General features: G+C 72.2%; 19 protein-coding genes. 14 read left to right on the top strand and 5 right to left on the bottom strand.

Annotated elements, in window-relative coordinates; translation table 11 throughout:
- Nucleotides 1-9: 9 nt before the first annotated feature.
- Genes ACIPW5_RS23220 through ACIPW5_RS23230 form a run of 3 tightly spaced genes read left to right on the top strand, consistent with a single transcriptional unit; the run spans nt 10 to nt 2,452 of the window.
- Nucleotides 10-915: a glutamate ABC transporter substrate-binding protein gene (locus ACIPW5_RS23220; RefSeq protein WP_401247982.1), complete on the top strand. Its 906-nt coding sequence runs from the start codon at nt 10-12 to the stop codon at nt 913-915.
- A gap of 17 nt (nt 916-932) precedes the next feature.
- Nucleotides 933-1,577 (top strand): amino acid ABC transporter permease, encoded by a 645-nt coding sequence (locus ACIPW5_RS23225; RefSeq protein ID WP_401247985.1) that lies wholly within the window; start codon nt 933-935, stop codon nt 1,575-1,577.
- Nucleotides 1,574-2,452: an amino acid ABC transporter permease gene (locus ACIPW5_RS23230; protein ID WP_401247987.1), complete on the top strand. Its 879-nt coding sequence runs from the start codon at nt 1,574-1,576 to the stop codon at nt 2,450-2,452. The genes ACIPW5_RS23225 and ACIPW5_RS23230 overlap by 4 nt, the downstream gene beginning before the upstream one ends.
- 25 nt (nt 2,453-2,477) lie before the next feature.
- Here the strand turns inward: ACIPW5_RS23230 and ACIPW5_RS23235 are convergent, their stop codons facing one another.
- Nucleotides 2,478-4,067, bottom strand: a complete 1,590-nt coding sequence (locus tag ACIPW5_RS23235; RefSeq protein WP_401247990.1) for a CocE/NonD family hydrolase — start codon at nt 4,065-4,067, stop codon at nt 2,478-2,480.
- Nucleotides 4,068-4,196: 129 nt separating this feature from the next.
- Complete coding sequence (locus tag ACIPW5_RS23240; protein WP_401248206.1) at nt 4,197-5,378, bottom strand: Ig-like domain-containing protein; 1,182 nt, start codon at nt 5,376-5,378, stop codon at nt 4,197-4,199.
- A 363-nt stretch (nt 5,379-5,741) separates the two neighbouring features.
- Here ACIPW5_RS23240 and murJ point away from each other — a divergent pair, with 363 nt between their 5' ends.
- Genes murJ through ACIPW5_RS23265 form a run of 5 tightly spaced genes read left to right on the top strand, consistent with a single transcriptional unit; the run spans nt 5,742 to nt 11,434 of the window.
- A complete protein-coding gene (murJ, locus tag ACIPW5_RS23245) occupies nt 5,742-7,424 on the top strand; it encodes a murein biosynthesis integral membrane protein MurJ (RefSeq protein ID WP_401247992.1) in 1,683 nt (560 codons plus the stop codon).
- A gap of 40 nt (nt 7,425-7,464) precedes the next feature.
- Nucleotides 7,465-8,145 (top strand): response regulator, encoded by a 681-nt coding sequence (locus tag ACIPW5_RS23250; RefSeq protein ID WP_401247994.1) that lies wholly within the window; start codon nt 7,465-7,467, stop codon nt 8,143-8,145.
- Nucleotides 8,146-8,148: 3 nt separating this feature from the next.
- Nucleotides 8,149-9,594 (top strand): ATP-binding protein, encoded by a 1,446-nt coding sequence (locus ACIPW5_RS23255; RefSeq protein ID WP_401247997.1) that lies wholly within the window; start codon nt 8,149-8,151, stop codon nt 9,592-9,594.
- Nucleotides 9,591-10,115: a hypothetical protein gene (locus ACIPW5_RS23260; RefSeq protein ID WP_401248000.1), complete on the top strand. Its 525-nt coding sequence runs from the start codon at nt 9,591-9,593 to the stop codon at nt 10,113-10,115. Before ACIPW5_RS23255 ends, ACIPW5_RS23260 begins: the two co-directional genes overlap by 4 nt.
- A 50-nt stretch (nt 10,116-10,165) precedes the next feature.
- Nucleotides 10,166-11,434, top strand: a complete 1,269-nt coding sequence (locus ACIPW5_RS23265; protein ID WP_401248003.1) for a cytochrome P450 — start codon at nt 10,166-10,168, stop codon at nt 11,432-11,434.
- On the opposite strand, the gene ACIPW5_RS23270 is transcribed toward ACIPW5_RS23265, so the two are convergent.
- Nucleotides 11,394-12,116, bottom strand: a complete 723-nt coding sequence (locus ACIPW5_RS23270) for a hypothetical protein (protein WP_401248005.1) — start codon at nt 12,114-12,116, stop codon at nt 11,394-11,396. The genes ACIPW5_RS23265 and ACIPW5_RS23270 overlap by 41 nt on opposite strands.
- Nucleotides 12,117-12,217: 101 nt before the next feature.
- Between ACIPW5_RS23270 and ggt the strand changes: the two genes are divergently transcribed.
- The gene (gene ggt / locus ACIPW5_RS23275; RefSeq protein WP_401248008.1) at nt 12,218-14,017 is read left to right on the top strand and encodes a gamma-glutamyltransferase; all 1,800 of its coding nucleotides are present in this window, start codon (nt 12,218-12,220) and stop codon (nt 14,015-14,017) included.
- Nucleotides 14,018-14,093: 76 nt separating this feature from the next.
- Here ggt and ACIPW5_RS23280 read toward each other — a convergent pair whose 3' ends face one another.
- Complete coding sequence (locus ACIPW5_RS23280; RefSeq protein ID WP_401248011.1) at nt 14,094-15,716, bottom strand: flavin-containing monooxygenase; 1,623 nt, start codon at nt 15,714-15,716, stop codon at nt 14,094-14,096.
- 570 nt (nt 15,717-16,286) lie between these two features.
- On the opposite strand from ACIPW5_RS23280, the gene ACIPW5_RS23285 reads away from it, so the two are divergent.
- From ACIPW5_RS23285 to ACIPW5_RS23305, 5 genes are all read left to right on the top strand, one after another.
- A complete protein-coding gene (locus ACIPW5_RS23285) occupies nt 16,287-16,880 on the top strand; it encodes a carbonic anhydrase (protein WP_401248014.1) in 594 nt (197 codons plus the stop codon).
- A 73-nt stretch (nt 16,881-16,953) separates the two neighbouring features.
- Nucleotides 16,954-18,411, top strand: a complete 1,458-nt coding sequence (locus ACIPW5_RS23290) for a SulP family inorganic anion transporter (protein ID WP_401248016.1) — start codon at nt 16,954-16,956, stop codon at nt 18,409-18,411.
- 229 nt (nt 18,412-18,640) lie between these two features.
- Nucleotides 18,641-18,793 carry a hypothetical protein gene (locus tag ACIPW5_RS23295; protein WP_401248019.1) on the top strand — a complete coding sequence of 51 codons (153 nt, stop codon included), beginning with the start codon at nt 18,641-18,643 and terminating at the stop codon, nt 18,791-18,793.
- A 132-nt stretch (nt 18,794-18,925) separates the two neighbouring features.
- Nucleotides 18,926-20,236 (top strand): hypothetical protein, encoded by a 1,311-nt coding sequence (locus ACIPW5_RS23300; RefSeq protein ID WP_401248022.1) that lies wholly within the window; start codon nt 18,926-18,928, stop codon nt 20,234-20,236.
- Entirely contained in the window at nt 20,233-20,751 is a 519-nt protein-coding gene (locus tag ACIPW5_RS23305) for a hypothetical protein (RefSeq protein ID WP_401248025.1), read from the top strand. Before ACIPW5_RS23300 ends, ACIPW5_RS23305 begins: the two co-directional genes overlap by 4 nt.
- A gap of 7 nt (nt 20,752-20,758) precedes the next feature.
- Here ACIPW5_RS23305 and map read toward each other — a convergent pair whose 3' ends face one another.
- A complete protein-coding gene (gene map, locus ACIPW5_RS23310) occupies nt 20,759-21,526 on the bottom strand; it encodes a type I methionyl aminopeptidase (RefSeq protein WP_401248027.1) in 768 nt (255 codons plus the stop codon).
- Between the last annotated feature and the right edge of the window lie 33 nt (nt 21,527-21,559).

A 21,559-nucleotide genomic window follows, 5' to 3' on the forward strand; every position in this document is an offset into this window, starting at 1 on the left:
GGCGGCCCGGTGAAGCACACCCTGCGCGTACTCGCCCTGACCGCCCTGCTGCTCGCGGCCGCCGCCTGCGGCAAGCCGGGCAGCCCTCCGGTCAAGGGACCCCAGCCCGAGGACCTGCCCGTCTACCAGGTCGACACCGGCTTCTCGCTGCCCCAGTCGCGCACCTGGGAGAAGGCGAAGAAGCGCGGCCACCTCGTGGTCGGCGTCAAGGAGGACCAGCCGTACATGGGGGAGAAGGACCCCGCGACCGGCCGCTACTCCGGCTTCGACATCGAGATCGCCAGGATGATGGCGGCCTCCCTCGGCTTCGACCCGAAGGGCATCGAGTTCAAGACCATCGCCTCCGCCAACCGAGAGACCGCCCTGCAGAACGGCCAGATCGACTACTACGTGGGCACCTACACGATCAACGACAACCGCAAGAAGCAGGTCGGCTTCGCGGGCCCCTACTTCATGGCCGGCCAGTCCCTGCTCGTCCGCAGGAACGAGAAGGACATCAAGGGACCCGAGGACCTCGCCGGCAAGAAGGTCTGCTCCGCCGCCGGCTCCACCCCCTACCAGCGGCTCCAGCGCGAGCACCCCGAGGCCGTGCTCGTCGCGTACGACACCTACTCGGTCTGCGTGGACAACCTGCTGACCTACCAGGTCGACGCCGTCTCCACCGACGACTCCATCCTCCTCGGCTACGCCGCCAAGGTCCCCGAGGAGCTCAAGGTCGTGGGCAAGCCCTTCTCCCAGGAGCCCTACGGCATCGGCGTCCCCCGCAGTGACAACGCCCTGCGCTTCGCCCTCGACGACGCGCTGGAGGCGGACGAGAAGAACGGCGACTGGAAGAAGGCCTACGAGGCCACGCTCGGCCTCTCCGGCCAGCCCGCCCCCACGCCGCCCGCCATCGACCGCTACCCGGCCGGCTGAAGGGAGAGCGCACCCCCATGGACGTACTCACCGAGAACTTCGCGATCTACGGCAAGGGCTTCCTCGGCACCCTCGAACTGACCGTCTACGCCTCGCTGCTCGCCCTGGTCCTCGGCTTCCTGATGGCCTCCTTCCGCGTGGCGCCCGTCGGCTCCTTCCGGGTCTTCGGCACGGTCTGGGTGACCGTGCTGCGCAACACCCCGCTCACCCTGCTCTTCTTCGCCGTGCTCCTGGGCCTGCCGCGCTTCGGGCTGGTCCTGCCCTTCCAGGTCTTCGCCGTCCTCGCGCTCGGCTGCTACACCTCGGCCTTCATCTGCGAGGTGCTGCGCTCCGGCATCAACACCGTGCCCAAGGGGCAGGGCGAGGCCGCGCGGAGCCTGGGGATGTCCTTCGGGCAGACCCTGGGGACGGTGGTGCTGCCGCAGGCCTTCCGCTCCGTCATCCCGCCCATCGGCTCGACCCTGATCGCGCTCGCGAAGAACTCCGCGATCGCCGGCGCCTTCAGCGTCAACGAGCTGCTGGGCACGTACAAGACCCTCAACGAGCTGGGCTACGGGATCGTGTGGACCTTCGTCTGGATCGCCGTCGGCTACCTGATCATCACCCTGTCCATCAGCGCGCTCTTCCACCTGCTGGAGAAGCGCTACGGAGTCGCCCGATGACCGCGCACGCGCTGCACGGGGACCTGGAGTCCACCGCCCTCTACGACCTGCCCGGGCCCAAGGCCCAGCGCCGCCACCTCTACTACGGGATCGCCTCGACGGTGGTGTTCCTCGGCCTGCTGGCGTGGATCCTCTACCTGCTCTTCGACACCGAGCAGTTCACCGCCGCCAAGTGGAGCCCCTTCGCGTACGAGGGCATCCAGGAGCTGCTGCTCAGGGGGCTCGGCAACACCCTCAAGGCCTTCGCGTACGCCTCGGTGCTCTCGCTGGTGCTGGGGGCGGTGCTGGGGACCGGACGGCTCTCGGTGCACCGTCCGGTGCGCTGGGCCGCGACGGCGTGCGTGGAGTTCTTCCGGGCCATGCCGGTGCTGGTGATGATCTTCTTCATCTTCGTGGCGCTGAAGGTCCAGCCGCTGCCCGCCCTGGTGGCGGGGCTGACCCTGTACAACGGGTCGGTGCTCGCCGAGGTCTTCCGCACGGGCGTCAACTCGGTGGAGAAGGGCCAGCGCGAGGCCGCGTACGCGCTCGGCATGCGCAAGACGCAGGTGATGACCTTCGTGCTCGCACCGCAGGCGGTGCGGGCCATGCTGCCCACGATCATCAGCCAGCTCGTGGTGGCCCTGAAGGACACCTCGCTGGGCTTCCTGATCACCTACGAGGAGTTCCTGCACGCGGGCAAGCTGATCGCCTCGAACCTGGACTACGACCTGCCGTTCATCCCCGTCGTGATGATCATCGCGCCGGTCTACATCGGCATGTGCATGCTGCTGTCCTGGTTCGCCACCTGGGTCGCGCGGCGCGAGCGGCGCAGCCTGAAGACCAGGGCCGTCGAGGTCGCGCCCGCCGAGCCGGGCACGCTGCTGCCGGGGAGATAGACGGCCCCCCGGCAGCGGCCGCGGATCACTGCTCGCGCAGCGGCACCGAGACGTACGAGGGATCGGTGCGCGGCGAGGAGAAGGTCAGCTGCGCGCCGGCGGGGTTGTGCTCGATGTAGAGCGGGTCGACCGTGTCCACGACGAGGGCCAGGCGGTGGCCCTCGGGCACGTCGTAGGCGGTGGAGAAGAGGTCCAGGTCGACCCCGAAGGACTGGCCGGGGGTCTTCCCGTGGAAGGTGTACGGGGCGTTGCTGACGAGCTTGCCGATGCCGAGCGGGCCGACGTCGTAGAGGTAGGCGACGAAGGTGCCGTCGGCCTTGGTGGGGGTGACGGTGGTGTGCAGGCGCACGGTTCCCCGGATCCGGCGCTCCCGCTCGTAGCGCGGCGACTGCCAGACGGCGGCGAAGGCGCGGGGGAGCAGCGGGACGGAGGCGGTCGGCGGGGCCTGGGCGAACTGGTCGAGGACGCTGGAGAGGAAGAGGATCCCGCCGTTGGCGCCGGAGTCGACGTTGGCCCAGACGTGCTCGCTGTCGGCGAGCGGGAGCTTCTCGGTGCCGCCGGAGCCGACCGACTTCCAGTCGGCGTAGCCCTCGTACCCGCCGGTGCTGCGGGACTTGATCTGCACCGGGGACTCGGCGTCGACCCCGTTGCGCTCGCCCTTGAGGTAGCGGTCGAACCAGCGGTGGGCGTTGGTCCAGGTGTCGTTGGGCAGGCCGAGCAGGCCGGTGGCCTCGGCGGTGGCATGGTCGCCGGGGCGGAACTCCAGGCGCTTGGGTCCGGTGAGCTTCTCGAAGAACGCGGCGTACTGGTTGGGCGGGAAGATGGTGTCGCCCCAGGCGTTGCCCAGCATGATCGCGGCGCCGTTGGCGTTGATCCGGTCCACCTGCTCGGCGGCGGAGCGCTTCTTCCCCCACTCGATCATCGCCTGCTCGTTCTCCAGCTTCGAGCCGAGGAAGTCGCCGAGGATCTGCTGGAGTTCGGGTCCGGGGCGGCCGGTGAGGTAGCCGGCGGCGCCGAGCATCCCGGCGGCCTGGAGGTGCTGGGTGCGGCCGGAGTAGATGGACTCGATGAGGTCCGCCCAGCCGCTGAGGGCCACCACGGCCTTGATCCGCGGGTCGTGCGCGGAGGCCAGCAGGCTGATGCCCGCCCCGTACGAGACCCCGCCGAGGCCGATCCGGCCGGGGTCGGCGGGGGCGTTGGCGAGGGCCCAGTCGATGACGGCGGAGACGTCGGCGATGTCCGCGGGGCCCGCGGTCTCGATCTGCCCGCCGGAGAGCCAGAAGCCGCGCGAGGTGTAGCTCACCACCACGTAACCGGCGTCGGCGAGCTGTTTCGCCTGGGCGATGTATTCGATCTGCGGCATGCCCCAGCTGGTGGGGAGCACGATCAGGGGGTATTTCCGGCCGGGTTCGGCGCCGGCCGGGGTGAAGACGTTGCCCTTGAGGGTGATGCCCCCGGAGCCGGGGATGTCGTGGAAGCGCAGCTGCGCGGACGCCCCGGTCTGCGCGGCCGCGGGGGCGGCGGGGGCCGCCAGGGCCTGGTGGGGGGCCAGGCCCAGGGCGGTCGCCGCGAGCAGTGCGGCCACGGCCGCTGCGGTGGTGGGGCGGGTCCTCATCGATCGCTCCTCGCGTGCGCCGGTGTCCGAAAGTGACCCGACGGTAACGGGAGGGGCTTACCCAAGGTAACCCGTGAGTAAGTTACGTAGCGGTAACAATTGAGGAGGGGTCAGCGGCCGCCCGGACGGTCAGCCCTGCTGGGTGCCGCCGCCGGTCAGGGCGCTCTTCGCCTTCCACTGGTCCCACGACAGGTTCCACTCGCCGTACCCGTTGCCGAGGTCGGCGTTGCCCTTGGAGCCGCTGCCGACCACCTCGAAGGGGTCGCCCACCTGCACCCGCTCGTAGAAGGACTTCGCATCGGCGTCGCTCATGCCCACGCAGCCCGAGCTGGAGTTGACGCGGCCGAAGTTGGCGGAGTTCCACGGCGCGGCGTGCGCGTACATGCCCGACCAGGTCAGCCGCATCGAGTAGTCGACCATCTTGTCGTAGGAGTCGCCCAGGCCCACCGTCTGGGAGTCCATCCGGATGGTGCCCTCCTTCGACATCAGCACCATCTTCCCGGACCAGGAGGCCTTCTGGCCGCCGGGCGTCCCCGCCGAGACCGGGATCGTCTTCACGGCCTGGCCGTCCTCGGTCACCGTCATCTTCTTGGTGTCGAGGCTGACCTCCATCCGGCGGTCCTTGCCTATCTTGAACTCGGTGTTGTAATCGCGGGCGAACAGGCCGCCGCCGGATCCGGAGTCCACACCGTTCAGCTTCATGTCGACCTTCACGTCGGTGCCGGACTTCCAGTAGTCCTTCGGCCGCCAGTCCACCCGGTCCTTGCCGGAATAGTCCTTGAACCAGCCCCAGGAGCCCTCGGTGTTGTTCGAGGTGGTGACCTTCAGCTGCTTCTCGACCTCGGCCTTGTTCTTCACCGGATTGTCGAAGACCAGCGAGACGGGCATCGCGACGCCCACCGTGGTGCCCTTCGGGATGTTGATGGAGACCTTGTTCACCTTGTCCGCCGGCGAGGTCTTGAACTGGGTGCTCGCGCTCTGGCTGGCGGTGTTCTGGGCGTCGACCTTGTAGTCGGTGCTGGGGGAGGCGTTGCGCTCCGAGGTCCAGGTGCGGCCGTCCGCGGATATCTGCCCCGGCAGCTCCCCGCCCTTGCCGTCGGTGACCTTGACCAGGGAGAACTTGCCGTCGGCGAGGGCCACCTTCACCGGCTCGCCGGCCTTGACCTGGTCGCCCGTGAGGTTCACCGAGATGGCCATGTCCGGCCCCTTCTTCGGGTCCGCCGCCTTGCCGTCGCCGCCGGCCTTCCCGTCTGAGTCGCCACCCCCGCAGGCGCTCAGCGCGAGGGTGAGCAGCGCGGTGCCCGCCAGCATGGCGTGACGGGTGCGGCGGCGCGGAAGTGCGGTGCGGCGTGTACGGCTCAACGAAAACCCCTCCGGAATAACGGTCGTCCTCAGGTAAGGAGCGAACGCGTTCAGATTAGGTTGCACATTCGAAGAAAAATCTCGCAGAAGTCCTTGTGACATGGGCCGCAGCGGAACTGTTGCCATCCGGTCACATTCGGGGGCACGTTGCGGAATCCGGCCGTCCGGAATTGTCCAACGGGCGGCCGCGTCGCGGGAAAAGGACCTTCCGCACCGGCGCGGGGGCCAAAAGACCCTACCGGGACTCGAATTAACCCGGCCGCGGCGGCCGGGTTACCCTCCACCTTCGGCTCGGCGAAGGGAAAGACCCCGATGTACGGATCCACCAGCAGCGCGGCACCAGGAGCGGCCCCCGCGGGCCCGCCGCCGGAACCGGCCCCCGCGACGACGGCGGCCGGGGCCCCGGCGAAGGGCTCCGTGCTGCGCAGCGGCGCCCTGATGGCCGCCGGCTCCGTCGTCTCCCGGGCCACCGGCTTCGTCCGCTCCGCCGTGGTCCTCGCCGCGCTGGGAGCCGGCTTCCTCGGCGACGGCTACACCGTCGCCAACACCGTCCCCAACATCATCTACATGCTGCTCGTCGGCGGTGCGCTGAACGCCGTCTTCGTCCCCGAACTGGTCCGCGCAGCCAAGGAGCACCGCGACGGCGGGGCCGCCTACACCGACCGGCTGCTGACCGCCTGCACCGTGGCCCTGCTCGCGCTCACCGCCGCCGCCGTCCTCGCCACGCCCCTGATCGTCGACGCGTACACCCCCGCCTCCTACACGGACGCCCAGCGCAGCACCGTCGTCGCCCTGGCCCGCTTCTGCCTCCCGCAGATCCTCTTCTACGGACTGTTCACCCTGCTCGGGCAAGTGCTGAACGCGCGCGGCAGGTTCGGGGCGATGATGTGGACCCCGGTCCTCAACAACCTCGTCATCATCGGCGTCTTCGGCCTCTTCCTCCTCACCTCCGGCGGCGGCCGCGACGCCCTCGACGCCGCCGACACCCGGCTGCTCGGCATCGGCACCACCGCCGGCATCGTCGTCCAGGCCCTCGCCCTCGTCCCCTCGCTGCGCGCCGCCCGCTTCCGCTGGCGCCCCCGCTTCGACTGGCGCGGCAGCGGCCTCACCCGCCCCCTGCGCAACGCGGGCTGGCTGGTCGTGCTCGTCCTCAGCAACCAGATCGCCTACTGGGTGGTCACCAAGCTCTCCACCACCGTCGGCGACCGGGCACCCGGCTTCGGCTACGCCGCCTACACCAGCGCCTACCAGCTGTGGATCGTCCCCCAGGGCATCATCACCGTCTCCCTGGTCACCGCCCTCATGCCCCGGATGAGCTCGGCCGCCGCCGAAGGCGACCTCGGCGCCGTCCGCGAGGACGTCTCGTACGCACTGCGCTCCAGCGCCGCCCTCGTCCTGCCCGCCGCCACGCTCTTCGCCGCACTCGCCCCCTGGGTGATGGACTGCGTCTCCGGCTACGGCAACGTCACCCCCGACGAGGTCGCCGCCATGGCCGGCATGCTCACCGCCTTCGCCCCCGGCCTGGTCGCCTACTCCGCCCAGTACGTGCTCGCCCGCGGCTTCTACGCCCTCTCCGACACCCGCACCCCCTTCTTCCTCAACCTGGTCATCGTCGCCCTCAACGCCGGACTCTCGTACGCCGCCTACCTGCTGCTGCCGGTGCGCTGGGCCGTCACCGGCATGGCCGCCGCCACCTCCCTCGCCTTCATCGGGGGCGCCGCCGTCACCGCGTACGCCCTCTCCCGGCGGCTCGGCCCGCGCGGCGGGCCCCGCACCACCGCCCTCACCACCCACCTGCGGCTGCTCGCCGCCTGCCTGCCCGCGGCCGCCGCCGGGTACGCGGCCGCCCGCGCCGCCGACGGCCTCGGATCCTTCGCCGCCGCCGGAGCGGGAACCGTCGCGCTCGCCCTGGTCGTCGTACTCCTCGCCCGGCCGCTGCGGCTGGCCGAGATCACCGACCTGCTGGACTCCCTGCGCCGAAAGGTCGGCCGATAGCGGGAGGAAACCACATGAACCACCCTGGAATACTGACCGGATGCCACGCGTACTGCTGATCGAGGACGACCCTTCCATCCGGGAAGGGGTCGGCCTCGGCCTGCGCCGCCGGGGCCACGAGGTGAGCGCCGCCGCGACCGGCGAAGAGGGACTGGCCCTCATCGACGGCTTCCGCCCCGAGCTGGTGCTGCTGGACCTGATGCTGCCCGGCATCAACGGCGTGCAGGTCTGCCGCCGGATCCGGGAGACCAGCCAGGTCCCGATCATCATGCTCACCGCGCGCGGCGACGACTTCGACATCGTCGTCGGCCTGGAGGCCGGAGCCGACGACTACATCGTCAAACCCGTCCCCACGCAGATCATCGAGGCCCGCATCAAGGCCGTGCTGCGCCGCCTGAAGGCCCCGGCCGGCCGGCCCGGCGTCGAACACCACGGCGAGCTCGCCATCGACCGCGCCGGGCTGACCGTCGCCAAGAACGGCGAACGCATCGCCCTCGCCCCCAGCGAGATCAAGCTCCTGCTCCACCTGTCGGCCTCACCCGAGCAGGTCTTCTCCCGGCAGCAGCTGCTGGAGTACGTGTGGGAGCACAGCTACCACGCCGACGCCCGCCTCGTGGACGCCTGCGTGCGCAGACTGCGCAACAAGGTCGAGGACCCCGACCGCCACCCCCGCTACATACAGACCGTGCGGGGCTTCGGCTACCGCTTCGGCCCGCTCTAGGCCGTGCGCCGCCTCCCGCCGTTCGGCCTGCGCACCCGGCTGATCGCCGCGTTCCTGCTGGTCGCCACGATCTGCGCCGTCAGCACGGCCGCCCTCACCTACCGGCAGGCCCGCAGGGCCGTGCTGACCCAGAGCCAGGACACGGCGGTCAGCACCCTGCGCGACCAGCTGGAGGGCCAGGGCATGAGCCTGCCCATGGACCGCCAGCAGCTCCAGCGCCTCGTCAACGACCTGGGCAAACGCGGAAAGCCGCACTCCTGGGTGGTCTACGGGGAGTACGGCACCCTGCGCGCCTCCTCCAACGGCATCCCCACCACCTCCCCCGTCCTCACCGAGAAGCTGCGCGAGCAGGTCGCGGCGAACCCGCACGGCGCCTTCCAGCGGGTGGAGGACGGCCGCGGCGAGCCCTACCTCACCATCGGCATGCCCGCCGTGTTCACCCGCAACGGCAACCGCGAGCCGACCGGGGTCACCGTCTACGCCGTCATGCCGCTCACCAGCGAACAGCAGACCGTCGAGGCCATGGTCGAAGCCGCCAAACAGGGCGCCGTACCGGGCCTGGCCATCGCCCTCGTACCCGCCCTGCTCGCCGCGCGCAGCGTCCTGCGGCCCGTCCGCGACATGCGCCGCGCCGCACAGAACCTGGGCCGGGGCCGCCTCGACACCCGCATCACCGTCCGGGGCGCCGACGAACTCGCCGGCCTCGCCCGCACCTTCAACGAGACCGCGGGCGCCCTGGAGGAGTCCGTCACCGAACTGCGGGAGGCGGAGGCCCGGGCCCGCCGCTTCGCCGCCGACGTCTCCCACGAACTGCGCACCCCCCTCGCCGGGATGCTCGCCGTCACCGAGGTGCTCGACGAGGACGCCGCCGGGCTCGACCCCGACACCGCCAAGGCCCTGCGGCTGATCAGCACCGAGACCGGCAAGCTCGCCGTCCTCGTCGAGGACCTCATGGAGATCTCCCGCTTCGACGCCCGCGCCGCCGAACTCAACCTCGACGACGTCGACGTGGCCGAAGCCGTCGGCAAGACCCTGGAACGCCGCCGCTGGGACGACGACCGGGTCACCACCGACCTCCCCGAGGGGATCCGGGCCCGCCTGGACCCGCGCCGCTTCGACGTCGTCCTCGCCAACCTCGTCGGCAACGCCCTGCGCCACGGCCAGGCCCCCGTACGGGTCGCCGTACGCACCCAGGAGCACCCCGGCGGACCGCGCCTGCTGCTGGAGGTCGCCGACAGCGGACCCGGCATCGCCGAGGAGGTGCTCCCGCACATCTTCGACCGGTTCTTCAAGGCCGACGCCGCACGCGCCCGCTCCGCCGGCAGCGGCCTCGGGCTCGCCATCACCCTGGAGAACGTCCGGCTGCACGGCGGCACCCTGACCGCCGCCAACGCCCCCGGCGCAGGAGCCGTGTTCACCCTCGACATGCCCCTGGAGGCCACCGCATGAGCCGGACGCGGACCCTCGCGGCCGCCGCCGCCCTGCTCGGCCCGGCCCTGCTGCTCGCCGGCTGCGGGATCAAGCCCACCGGGGTCGTGGAGAGCGGCGCGGCCGCCAAGGTGGCCGTCGCCGCACCCGCCCGGACCTCGATGGCCTACTTCGTCACCCCCGAGGGGCGGCTGGTCCCCTCGCCGCAGCCCGAGCACACCGGCAACGGCCCCCGGGGCAGCCTGACGGGACTCCTCGGCGGACCCGGCGCCCCGGAACTGGAGGCCGGCCTCGGCACCCGGCTGCCCCCGGTCGAGCCCGGGCGGCTGGAGGAGCTCGGCGTCGGCTTCCCGGCACGCGACCGGATCGAGGCGCGGCTCCCCTTCCCCGTCGCCGACCTGGACCCGATCGCCCGCCGGCAGCTCGTGTGCAGCGCCCTGTCCACCCTCGCCCCGGTCTTCGACGTGGTGCTGCGCGGCACCGACACCGAGCTGGAGGCCGCCCGCTGCGACCCGGCGGGCCGGGCGGACGACGCGGGCTGACGGTCCCCGGCCCCTTGCGGCGCCACCCCCGTCCCGCCACCGTGTGGACCATGGAACGCGCCGACCGGCCCGCCGGCATCCCCGACGTCTTCGACCCCCGCGTCTACGCCGGGGGCGTCCCGCACGAGCGCTACCGGCTGCTGCGCGACCGGCACCCGGTGGCCTGGCAGGAGGAGCCCGAAGTCCAGGGCTGGCCCGCCGGGCCCGGCTTCTGGGCGGTCACCCGGCACGCCGACGTCGTCCGCGTCCTGCGCGACCACACCACGTACTCCTCCTGGCTGGGCGCCACCCAGATCCGCGACCCCGACCCCGCCGACCTGCCCTTCCTGCGCAGCACCATGCTCAACCAGGACCCTCCCGGGCACGGCCGGCTCCGCCGCCTGGTCGCCCGTGCCTTCACCCCCGCCCGGGTCGACGCCTTCGCGGACCGGGCCCGCGAACGCGCCCGCACCCTCCTCGCCGCTGCCCGGGACGGCGCCGAGGACGGTGCCGCCGACGTGGTGCGCACCGTCACCGACGAGTACGCCCTGCTCAACCTGACCGACCTGCTGGGCGTCCCGCCCGCCGACCGGGGCCTGCTGCTGGAGTGGACCGTACGCGTCATCGGCTACCAGGACCCCGAGGACGCCCCCGAGCCCCTCCTCGGCCCCGACGGCAAGCCGCTGAACCCGCGCTCCCCGGCCCTGCTCGGCGAGATGTTCGGCTACGCCCGGGAACTGGCCGCCCACAAGCGCGCCCACCCCGGGGACGACGTGATGACCGCGCTCGCCCAGGCCGGACTGGACCCCGCCGAACTGGAGATGTTCTTCTTCCTGCTCACCGTCGCCGGCAACGACACCGTGCGCAGCGCCGCCCCCGGCGGCCTGCTCGCCCTCGCCCGGAACCCGGACGCCCACCGCCGGCTGGCCGACGGCCGCACCGCCGTCGACCGGGCCGTGGACGAACTCCTGCGCGTCCACCCGCCCGTGCTCAGCTTCCGCCGCACCGCCGCCCGCGACACCGAACTCGCCGGGACCCCGATCCGCGCCGGCGACAAGGTGGTGGTCTTCCACGCCTCCGCCAACCACGACGAACGCGTCTTCACCGACCCGGACCGGCTCGACCTCGACCGCACGCCGAACCCGCACGTCTCCTTCGGCGACGGCCCGCACGTCTGCCTCGGCGCCCACTTCGCCCGGCTCCAGCTGCGCGTCCTCCACGAGGAGTGGCGCGCGGCGATGCCCGCGCCCGAACTCGCGGGGGAGCCCCGCCGGCTGGTGTCCAACTTCATCAACGGCATCACGCGGCTGCCGCTGCGGGTGTCCGGGCCGCGGCGGTGACGTCCGCGACCAGCTCCGTCACGTCCGGGCCGTAGGCGTCGGAGTTGACCACCTTCAGCACCAGGCAGAACGACTTCCCGCCGTGCTCGCGCGCCAGCTTCTCGTGGTTCCGGGCCAGATAGCGGGCCGCCGCCTGGTTGCTGTTGGCCGTCTGCCCCGACAGCAGGAAGACCGGCCGCGTACCCTGCCCGTTGACCAGCCGGGCCAGCAGCACGAACTCGGTCAGGCCCGGCTCCCAGCGGTACGTGTTCCCGCCGACCCCTATCGAGCCCCGGTCCGGACCGGATTCGGTGGACAGGTCGACCCGTACCCCCGGGAGCAGCGAGTGCAGGTGGGCCACCGTGCGGGAGTTGGACGCGGGGCCGCCGACGCAGAACTCGGCGCGCTCGCCGAACCCCTGCCGCGCCTCGTGGGTGACGATCTGCACCGTCGCCCCGCAGTCCTTGATCAGGGACGATATCTCCAGCAGCGCGAAGGCGTCGTTGCGGTGCAGCGAGTTCTCCGTGCCGCCCATCTGGCGGTTGACCACGAACAGGCAGTCCGCCCCGGCCGGCAGCCCGAAGAAGGCCTGCTTGCGGCGCAGCGCCCGGCGCCACAGGTACGTTCGCGTGAACCAGCCGAAGCCGCCGCTGACGGCGGTGGCCACCACCCCGAGCACGATGTTGCGGACGTCGTCGTTCATGCCGCGGATGGTAGCCGTCACACCGCCGTCATGACGCGGGGGGCGGGGCGAAGCTAGGCTGCCGCTCCCAGGCCTGACAGGCCGTCGACTGGAGGAACCGGATGCGCGCTTCCGCCGCACGTCAGTTAGCGTTCGCAGCCCTCGCCGGGGCGCTCGTCTCCACCGGGGCCGCCGCCCCGCCCCAGCAGACCCCCACCCCGCCCAAGGTGCCCGTCGCCGCAGGCTACGGCGGGGCCGTAGCCAGCGTCGACGCCGACGCCTCCGCCGCCGGCATCGCCGTACTGCGGTCCGGCGGCAACGCCGTCGACGCGGCCGTGGCCGTCGCCGCCGCGCTCGGGGTGACCGAGCCGTACTCCGCCGGCATCGGCGGGGGCGGCTACTTCGTCTACTACGACGCCTCCTCCCGCCGGGTGCACACCATCGACGGCCGCGAGACCGCCCCCGCCACGGCCACCGCCACCCTCTTCCAGGAGAACGGCGTCCCCATCCCCTTCGCCGAGGGCCAGACCAGCGGACGCTCGGTCGGCGTCCCCGGCACCCCCGCCACCTGGAAGAGCGCTCTCGACGCCTGGGGCAGCCGCCCGCTCGCCCAGCTCCTGCGCCCCGCCGAGAAGCTGGCTCGCGACGGCTTCACGGTGGACGCCACCTTCCGCGCCCAGACCGAGGCCAACCAGGACCGCTTCAAGGACTTCCCGGCCACCCGCGAGCTGTTCCTGCCCGGCGGCGGGCTGCCGGTCGTCGGCTCCACCTTCAAGAACCCGGACCTCGCCGCCACCTACGCCGAACTCGCCCGCAAGGGCACCGGCGCGCTCTACCGGGGCCCGATCGCCGAGGACATCGTCAACACCGTCCGCAAGCCCCCCGTCGACCCGGCCGCCACCCGCAACGTCCGCCCCGGCGACCTGACCACCGCCGACCTGCGCGCGTACGCGACCAAGCGCCAGGCCCCGACGCAGATCGCGTACCGGGGACTGGACGTCTACAGCATGGCGCCGTCCTCCTCCGGCGGCACCACCGTCGGCGAGGCGCTCAACATCCTGGAGCGCACCGACCTCGCGAAGCTGTCCCCGGCGCAGTACCTGCACCGCTACATCGAGGCCTCCCGGATCGCCTTCGCCGACCGGGGGCGCTGGGTCGGCGACCCCGCCGCCGAATCCGTGCCCACCCGCGAGCTGCTCTCCCAGCGGTTCGCGGACTCGCGCGCCTGCCTCATCAAGCCCGACCGGACGCTGACCAGCCCGCTGGCCCCCGGCGACCCCCGCAACCCGGTCCCCTGCGCCACCACGGGCGAGGCCGCGCCCACCACGTACGAGGGGGAGAACACCACCCACCTGACGGTCGCCGACCGCTGGGGCAACGTGGTCTCCTACACCCTGACCATCGAGTCCACCGGCGGCAGCGCCATCACCGTCCCCGGCCGGGGCTTCCTGCTCAACAACGAGCTGACCGACTTCTCCTTCGCCCCGGCGGCCCCCGGGGTGCCGGACCCGAACCTGCCCGGGCCGGGCAAGCGCCCGCGCTCGTCCATGTCCCCGACGATCGTCCTGGACCACGGCCGTCCGGTCCTCGCGGTCGGCTCCCCGGGCGGCGCCACCATCATCACCACCGTCCTGCAGACCCTGACCGGCCACCTGGACCGGGGCCTGCCCCTGGTGGACGCCATCGCGGCGCCGCGCGCCAGCCAGCGCAACCAGACCACCACCGAGCTGGAGCCGGGCCTGTGGAACAGCCCGCTGCGCACCGAACTGGAGGCCCTGGGGCAGGCCTTCCGGCAGAACCCGGAGATCGGCGCCGCGACCGGTGTCCAGCGGCTGCCGGACGGCCGCTGGCTGGCGGCGGCCGAGACCACCCGGCGGGGCGGCGGCTCGGCGATGGTCGTACGGCCGCACGGCGCGCCGTAGCGGCCTCCGTGCCCGTGCGCACCGTCCGGACCGCGCCGCCCCGCGGCGTGGTCCGTGCGTCCGGGCCCGCAGCCGGCTACGAGGACGCGCCGGCGGAGAGCACGAAGCCCTCGTACCCGTTCCGGGCCGCGGCGTCGCACTCCGCCCGGTACCGGTCCAGCCCGCCCGCGTAGGCCAGGAACACCCGGGGCTTGCCGGGCACGTTCGCCCCCGTGTACCAGGACTCCGCGGACGGATAGAGCGTCCGGGCGGCGACCTCCGCCGCGTGCGCGCCCCAGGCCGCCTCCGCCCCGGGCGCCGCGTCGATCTCCGTGAGGCCGTTGCTCCTCAGGTGGGCGATGCAGTCCGTGATCCAGTCCACCTGCTGTTCCAGGGACACGGCGATGTTGGTGAGGACGGACGGGCTCAGCGGGCCGAGGACGGTGAACAGGTTGGGGAACCCCGCCGACATGAGCCCCAGGTGGTGCCGCGGGCCGTCCGCCCACTTCTCCCGGAGCGTCACGCCGGCCCGGCCGACGATGTCGATGGCCAGCTGGGAGCCGGTCAGGGCGTCGAAGCCGGTGGCGAAGACGATCGTGTCGAAGGCGTGCTCCCCGTCCGAGGTCAGGACGCCCCGGGGCGTGAGCCGTTCGATCGGCGTCGTGCGCAGGTCCACCAGCCGCACGTGCGGCCGGTTGTAGGTCGCGTAGTAGCCGGTGTCCAGGCAGGGCCGCTTGGTCGCGAACGGGAACGTCCGCGGGGAGAGCAGCTCGGCCGTCGCCGGGTCGGTGACGATCGACCGGATCTTGGACCGGACGAACTCGGCCACGGTCTCGTTGGCCTCCGCGTCGGTCAGGATGTCGGTGTACGTGCGCAGGAGCCCGCTGAGCAGCCCCGAATCCCAGCCGGCTTCGTAGGCGGCCGTGCGCTCCGCCGCGTCGGCCTCCAGGGCCGACCGGGTCGGCGGGTCGAAGACGGTCCCGCCCCGGGAGAGCCGCTGCGCCGTGCGGAACTCGGGGTAACGGGCCTTGAGTTCAGCGGTCTCCGCGCTCCGCAGCGGACGGTTGTGGGCCGGGAGCGCGTAGGCGGGGGTGCGCTGGAAGACGGTGAGCGCGGCCGCCTCCTCGGCGATGACGGGGATGGCCTGGACGCCGGAGCAGCCGGTTCCGATGACGGCGACCCGGCGGCCGGCGAAGGAGACCTCCTCGCGGGGCCAGCGGGCGGTGTGGTGGAGGTCCCCCCGGAAGAGGTCCGCCCCGGGGATCCCGGGGTCCTTGGGGCGGGACATGCAGCCCGAGGCCAGGACGAGGAACCGGGCCGTGACGGTCCGGCCGGTGTCCGTGGCGATCCGCCAGGTGTGCCGGTCCTCGTCGTACGCGGCGCGGGTGACGCGGGTGCGCAGGCGGACGTGCCCGCGCAGGCCGAAGCGGTCGGCGACGTGGTGGACGTAGCGCAGGATCTCCGGCTGGGAGGCGTAGCGCTCGCTCCACTCCCACTCCTGGTCCAGCTCCGGGGAGAAGGAGTACGAGTACGACATGCTCTCGACGTCGCAGCGGGCACCGGGGTACCGGTTCCAGTACCAGGTCCCGCCGATGTCCTCGCCCGCCTCGAAGGCCACGGCCTCCAGGCCGAGTCCGCGGAGCCGGTGCAGCTGGTAGAGGCCGGAGAGCCCGGCGCCGACCACGACGGCGTCGATCGGGCGGGCGGAGGCGTCGTCCATGGGATTCCCTCCCCGAGGGCGGTCGCGGTGGTGTGGGGCGGCCGGGGCGTGTGGCACGGGAGCGTCATCCTGGTGCACTGCGGGCGTCACGGGAAGGGGCGCTTTTCACTCGTACGGCTATTTCTCATTTCCTTGGCCTGATATCGCCGAGCCGAGAGCGGCCGAAAGCGGTCGAGTTCATCGGGGGCACGGTTCCCGCTCTACGGGGCGCTCGGGGGCGCATTTCTGCGCGTGCCGCGCGCGCGTCCACTCCTCGTGGCACCGTGAAGAATGCGCCACTTTCCTCTGAGTGGGCGATACTTGGCCATTATGCGACGGTGACTTGAACCCCGGCCCTGAGGTAATCTCCAGGCAAAGAGGTGTTCGCGTGGTCGTCAAGCGCACCTGTCGGATTCCTGCTGCTGCGCTATGGGCGCGAGCGGCGACCCGTTTCGAATTACCTCACCGCGTCGACGTTGACGCGCGAACACCGGCGTGCCCGTTCGGCGTGCGCCGGCACACCCATCGACTGATGACCTGAACACACCGCGCCCGCCACCCCCATGGCCCGGGTGCAGGAGAAAGGCCACCATGAAGTCCCTGGTTGACCACGCTCGATCGTTCGCCGCCCAGGTGGCGGAACGTGCCGAGGAGTTCACCGTTCTCGGAGCCGGGCAGAGTCCCGAAGCGCTGTTCATCACGTGCTCCGACTCCCGTGTGGTGCCGTCCCTGTTCACCGGAGCCCGCCCCGGTGAACTGTTCGAGCTCCGCACGGCCGGCAACATCGTGCCCGACTACCGCAGCCACCACCCGGCCGCCGAGACCGCCACCATCGAGTACGCGGTGAGAGTGCTCGGGGTCCGCGACGTCATCGTCTGCGGGCACTCCCACTGCGGTGCGGTCAACGCCCTGATGAGCGGGGGCGACCTGGCGGACCTGCCCGCCGTACGGGGCTGGCTGGAGCACGCCGCGGTCCAGCCCGAGACGACCGCGCCCCTGTCCCCGGACCTCGCCGAGGCCGTCCAGCGTCACGCGGTGGCCCAGCTGGAGCGGCTGCACACCCACCCGTGCGTCGCGGAGCGGGTCGCGGACGGCACCCTGGGCGTCCATGCCTGGTACTACGAGGTCCACACCGGAGCCGTGCAGGTGTACGGGCCGCACGACAACTCCTTCCGGCCGCTGTGATCCGCATCCGCCCGCCCCACGGGCCGCCCGGTCCGCCACCCCTTCCGCTCCGGCCCAGCGAGGAAGTCCGCTGATGTCCTTCACCCTCACAAAGCCCCCCCATCTGCGGCGTGACGCCCTGGCATCGCTCGTCGTCTTCCTGGTCGCCCTGCCCCTGTGCGTGGGGGTCGCGGTCGCCTCGGGAGTGCCCGCCGAACTCGGCCTGATCACCGGAATCGTCGGTGGGCTGGTCGTGGGCTTCCTGCCCGGCAGCTCCCTGCAGGTCAGCGGTCCGGCCGCCGGCCTGACCGTCCTGGTCTTCGAGGCCGTCCAGGAGTTCGGCCTCGGCACCCTGGGGCCCATCGTCCTGGCCGCCGGCGTGATCCAACTCCTGCTGGGAGCAGCCAGGTTCGGCCGCTTCTTCCGTGCCATCACCGTCGCGGTCGTGCAGGGCATGCTCGCGGGCATCGGGCTGGTGCTGATCTTCGGGCAGCTCTACACCATGGCCGACGTCAAGCAGCCCCGCTCCGGGTTCGAGAAGATCACCGGGCTTCCGGGCCTGGCCGTCGAGATCGCCGGCTCCGGTCGGGCCCTGACCGCGTTCGGCGTCGGGGCGGGCACCATCGCCGTCCTCGTCCTGTGGAAGAAGCTCCCGGCCGCGGTCCAGGCGGTCCCCGCCCCGCTGGCCGCCGTCGCCCTGGCCACGGGCGTCACCGCGGCGGCCGGCTGGTCGATCCCGCGCGTCGACGTACAGGGACTGCTCTCCGCGGTCCAGCCCCCCGGGATGTCGGACTTCGCCGCACTGGGCAGCCTCGCCGCCATCGGCACGGTCATCGCCTTCGCCCTGATCGCGTCGGCCGAGAGCCTCTTCAGCGCCGCCGCCGTCGACCGGATGCACGACGGACCGCGCACCGACTTCGACAAGGAGCTGATCGCGCAGGGCGCGGGCAACGCCGTCTGCGGGGTGTTCGGCGCCCTCCCCCTGACCGCCGTCATCGTGCGCAGCGCCGCCAACGTCCAGGCCGGGGCCCGCACGAAACTCTCCCGCATCCTGCACGGCCTGTGGCTCGTGCTGTTCGCCGCCCTCCTGCCCGCCGCGATCGGGGTCATCCCGCTGGCCGCGCTCGCCGGTGTCCTCGTCCACGCGGGCTGCAAGCTCATCCCCGTCAAGGACCTGCCGCCGCTGTGGCGTTCGCACCGGGGCGAGGTCGTCGTCCTGGCCGCCACCGCGATCGCCATCATCACCACGAGCATGTTCGAAGGCGTACTCCTCGGTATCGCCCTCGCCGTGGTCAAGAGCGCCTGGGAGACCTCCCACGTGCAGCTCAACGTCCACGAGACGACCGACGGACGGCTCCTCGTCACCCTCACGGGGTCGGCCACCTTCCTGCGCCTGCCGCACATGCTGGAAACCCTCGAAGCGCTCCCCGCGGGCCACCCCGTGGAACTCGACCTCGCGGAGCTGCGGCACCTCGACCACGCCTGCCGCATCACCCTGGAGAACTGGGCGCAACAGCGCGGGGCCACCATCGGGGCACTCGCGAGAACCTGACCGACCGGAATTCCGAGGCCGGCGCCGATCAACGGGCCGGCCTTCGGCATGCGGCCGCGCAAAAGGCCCGAACAGAATCGCGGAGGCCGCACGCTTTTCGGCCCCTCACTGCCGCTTACGCGCCAACCCTTTGTCTGCTGTTGACCATCGCTTGCCCTGGTCTTTAACGTCGAAGGGCGGTGGATGGCGATATCCGCCGCGCCCTTTCCCCATGACCGGAGGTATTGCCATGGAGCAGCTCATCCGCACGATGACCCAGGACGGCGTCTGGCGCCGCTGGGTCGAGGCCAACTCCGTCCAGGGCGCGAAGGACGGGTGTATCAGCGCCTCGCAGAAGGAGGGCTGCATCAGCGTGGCCGGCAAGACCGGCTGCATCTCCTGAGCACCTGATCGAGCCCGTCCGCCCGAGGTGACGGGCCGCCGGGCCGGAGCGCGGCGGGGGAACGCCCCGCCCCCCCCGGCCCGGTGGCCCGCACCCGGAGGACCCCCCTCACGCCCCCGACCGAAAGTGGCCATGGACGGCACACCCACCCCGACCGGCATCCCGCACTCGGAGGGCCTCCCGGTCTCCGACGTCATCGACTGCGTCCGGGACATCCCGGTCTACCGGTCCGCCCTGGACCGGGGCGCCTTCCCGGTCCTGGAGAAGCCCGAGATCGCCCGGGGCTTCCCGGACAACTGGATGACCCCGCGCCTGGCAGCCGCCCTGGAGGCCGGCGAAGCCGAGTACGTCTGGTCGACCGGCACGAACCACGCCCGGATGCAGCTCATCCGGCCGCCGTACTTCCTGCTGCGCTCCTACTACCGGCTGTGGAGCGAGCATCCCGACCTGGCGAAGACCTGGGAGGGCGGCTGCCGGCGGATCTCGCTGACCACGGTCCTCGCCACCGAGCACGTGGCCCGCGTCAACGCCCGCCGCAAAGGCACCGAACCGTCGGCCACGCCGACGCAGGAGGACCGCAGGCTCGACGAGCGCACCCTGTACCTCAACACGCGCCTCGACCCCGCGCAGTGGGACCGGGCCGACGTGGAACGGATGCTGGCCGAGATCCGCGAGGTCTGCGCCGCGCACCCCGACGGGGCCTACCACCTGGACTGCTCCGGGTACCACCTCGCCCACCTGGTGCACCGGGCCTCGGCGTTCGGCCTGTGGACCCCGGAGGCGTTCCCCCGGCCGGCCAGTATCGTCACCGCGTACGAGTACACCCCGGACAACGTGCGGCGGTACCTCGCACGGCGGTTCGGCACACCGGTGATCGACCTCTTCGGCAGCACCGAACTGGGCTACCTCTACTACAGCGACCGGCACGGCCGCTACCACCCCTACCTGGACCGCATGGGCATCGAGCTCGTCCCGGTGGCCCCCGGCAGCGGCATCCACAGCCTGATCGTCACCAGCATCCGCAACCCGTACATGCCCCTGGTGCGCTACCGCTCCGGCGACTGCGTCCGCACCTCCGACGGCAGCGCCGACCCGGCGAAGGTGGTCGCCTTCTGCGGGCGGGAGAAGGAACTGCTGGAGACCCCGCACGGCCCCGTCGCCCAGGCCGACCTCGACGAGCGCGTGGCCGGGACCGCCCCGGAGGTCTTCCTCTACCGCCTCGAAGCGGACGCCGCCGGCCCCGGATCCCCGGCGCTCCTGCGCTACACCACCTTCGACGGACGGCCGCTGCCCGCCGAACGGGCCACCGCGCTCGCCGCCCGGCTCACCGCCCTCACCGGACGCCCGTGCGGCACCGGGCACGCCACCCACCTGCCGATCGGCGCGTCGGGCAAGTACGCCTGGCTGGCGACCGCCACCGACCTCCCGGGAGACACCGCATGACGAGCCCCCGTGTGACGCCCGAGGCACTGCGCGCCCTGCTCGGCGAGCCGCTGCACGAGGAGGCGGTGCGGTACGCCGAGCGCCGCACCGGCGTCGAACGGCCGTACGCCGAACGCCAGGTGCTGGAATGCCTGCGCCACCTCTACCTCGTGTCGGCCCACCCCGACCGCCTCGGCGGGCTGTTCCTCCCCGTCGAGCAGGACATCGACGAGATCTGGCACTACCTCATACTCCAGACCCGCGAGTACCGGACGCTGTGCGAGGAGCGGCTCCCGGGAGGCTTCTTCGTCCACCACCGCAGCATCGGCTACGAGGAGTACCAGGCGGAGCCCGGCCGCGAGCAGGCCGCCGAGGAGGCGCTGCGCTGGATCCCGCTCTACTGCGCGGAGTTCGGCCCCGTGGACGAGGGGATCCTGCCGCACTGGACGATCGTGCGCTTCCTGCACGAGGGGCTGGGCCTGTCCCTCGCCGAGATCTCGGAACTCGAAGCCGCCCCGGAACCGGCCGGGCGGTGACCACGGCCTAGAGGGCGGTGAGGATCCTCGGGCCGGCGGAGGTGATCGCGACCGTGTGCTCGGCGTGCGCGGCGCGGGAGCCGTCGGTGGTGCGCAGGGTCCAGCCGTCGGGGTCGCAGGTGTAGTCGTCCCCGCCGCCCGCGATCAGCATCGGCTCGATCGCGATGACCATGCCGGGGCGCAGCTTCATGCCGCGCCCCGGCGGCCCCTCGTTGGGCACGCCCGGGTCCTCGTGCATGCTGCGGCCCACGCCGTGGCCGCCGAAGCCCTCGGGGATGCCGTATCCGGCGGAGCGGCAGACGGTGCCGATGGCGTGGGCGATGTCGCCGATCCGGTTGCCGGGCACGGCGGCGGCGATGCCGGCGGCGAGGGCCCGCTCGGCGGTCTCGACGAGCCGGAGGTCCTCGGGGCGGGGGCGGCCGACCGTGAAGCTGACGGCCGCGTCCCCGACCCAGCCGCGCAGCCTGGCCCCGCAGTCGATGCTCACGAGGTCCCCGTCGCGCAGCCGGTGGCCGTCCGGGATCCCGTGGACGATCGCGTCGTTGACCGAGGCGCAGACCACGCCGGGAAAGGGCACCGGCGCGAAGTGCGGCCGGTAGCCGAGGAAGGGGGAGGTCGCGCCGGCCTCGCGCAGGACCGTACGGGCCACCGCGTCCAGCTCCAGCAGGGACACCCCGACCCGGGCGGCTTCGCGCACCGCTGCCAGGGCGTGCGCCACCACGCGGCCGGCGGCACGCATCTCGTCGATCGACCTGTCGGTCTTCAGTTGCACCATGCCAATAACTATACCGGTATTTGTTTACCGGGA

It is taken from the genome of Streptomyces sp. NPDC090077 (assembly GCF_044747545.1).
In the GTDB taxonomy this organism is placed as follows: domain Bacteria; phylum Actinomycetota; class Actinomycetes; order Streptomycetales; family Streptomycetaceae; genus Streptomyces.

Bases quoted from the DNA above. Each gene is read 5' to 3' on its own strand.
- murJ (WP_401247992.1), top strand. From the start codon at position 5,742: ATGTACGGATCCACCAGCAGCGCGGCACCAGGAGCGGCCCCCGCGGGC.
- ACIPW5_RS23260 (WP_401248000.1), top strand. From the start codon at position 9,591: ATGAGCCGGACGCGGACCCTCGCGGCCGCCGCCGCCCTGCTCGGCCCG.
- ACIPW5_RS23280 (WP_401248011.1), bottom strand. From the start codon at position 15,716: ATGGACGACGCCTCCGCCCGCCCGATCGACGCCGTCGTGGTCGGCGCC.
- ACIPW5_RS23250 (WP_401247994.1), top strand. From the start codon at position 7,465: ATGCCACGCGTACTGCTGATCGAGGACGACCCTTCCATCCGGGAAGGG.
- ACIPW5_RS23230 (WP_401247987.1), top strand. From the start codon at position 1,574: ATGACCGCGCACGCGCTGCACGGGGACCTGGAGTCCACCGCCCTCTAC.
- ggt (WP_401248008.1), top strand. From the start codon at position 12,218: ATGCGCGCTTCCGCCGCACGTCAGTTAGCGTTCGCAGCCCTCGCCGGG.
- ACIPW5_RS23300 (WP_401248022.1), top strand. From the start codon at position 18,926: ATGGACGGCACACCCACCCCGACCGGCATCCCGCACTCGGAGGGCCTC.
- ACIPW5_RS23225 (WP_401247985.1), top strand. From the start codon at position 933: ATGGACGTACTCACCGAGAACTTCGCGATCTACGGCAAGGGCTTCCTC.
- ACIPW5_RS23305 (WP_401248025.1), top strand. From the start codon at position 20,233: ATGACGAGCCCCCGTGTGACGCCCGAGGCACTGCGCGCCCTGCTCGGC.
- map (WP_401248027.1), bottom strand. From the start codon at position 21,526: ATGGTGCAACTGAAGACCGACAGGTCGATCGACGAGATGCGTGCCGCC.
- ACIPW5_RS23265 (WP_401248003.1), top strand. From the start codon at position 10,166: ATGGAACGCGCCGACCGGCCCGCCGGCATCCCCGACGTCTTCGACCCC.
- ACIPW5_RS23285 (WP_401248014.1), top strand. From the start codon at position 16,287: ATGAAGTCCCTGGTTGACCACGCTCGATCGTTCGCCGCCCAGGTGGCG.
- ACIPW5_RS23290 (WP_401248016.1), top strand. From the start codon at position 16,954: ATGTCCTTCACCCTCACAAAGCCCCCCCATCTGCGGCGTGACGCCCTG.
- ACIPW5_RS23270 (WP_401248005.1), bottom strand. From the start codon at position 12,116: ATGAACGACGACGTCCGCAACATCGTGCTCGGGGTGGTGGCCACCGCC.
- ACIPW5_RS23295 (WP_401248019.1), top strand. From the start codon at position 18,641: ATGGAGCAGCTCATCCGCACGATGACCCAGGACGGCGTCTGGCGCCGC.
- ACIPW5_RS23240 (WP_401248206.1), bottom strand. From the start codon at position 5,378: ATGCTGGCGGGCACCGCGCTGCTCACCCTCGCGCTGAGCGCCTGCGGG.
- ACIPW5_RS23235 (WP_401247990.1), bottom strand. From the start codon at position 4,067: ATGAGGACCCGCCCCACCACCGCAGCGGCCGTGGCCGCACTGCTCGCG.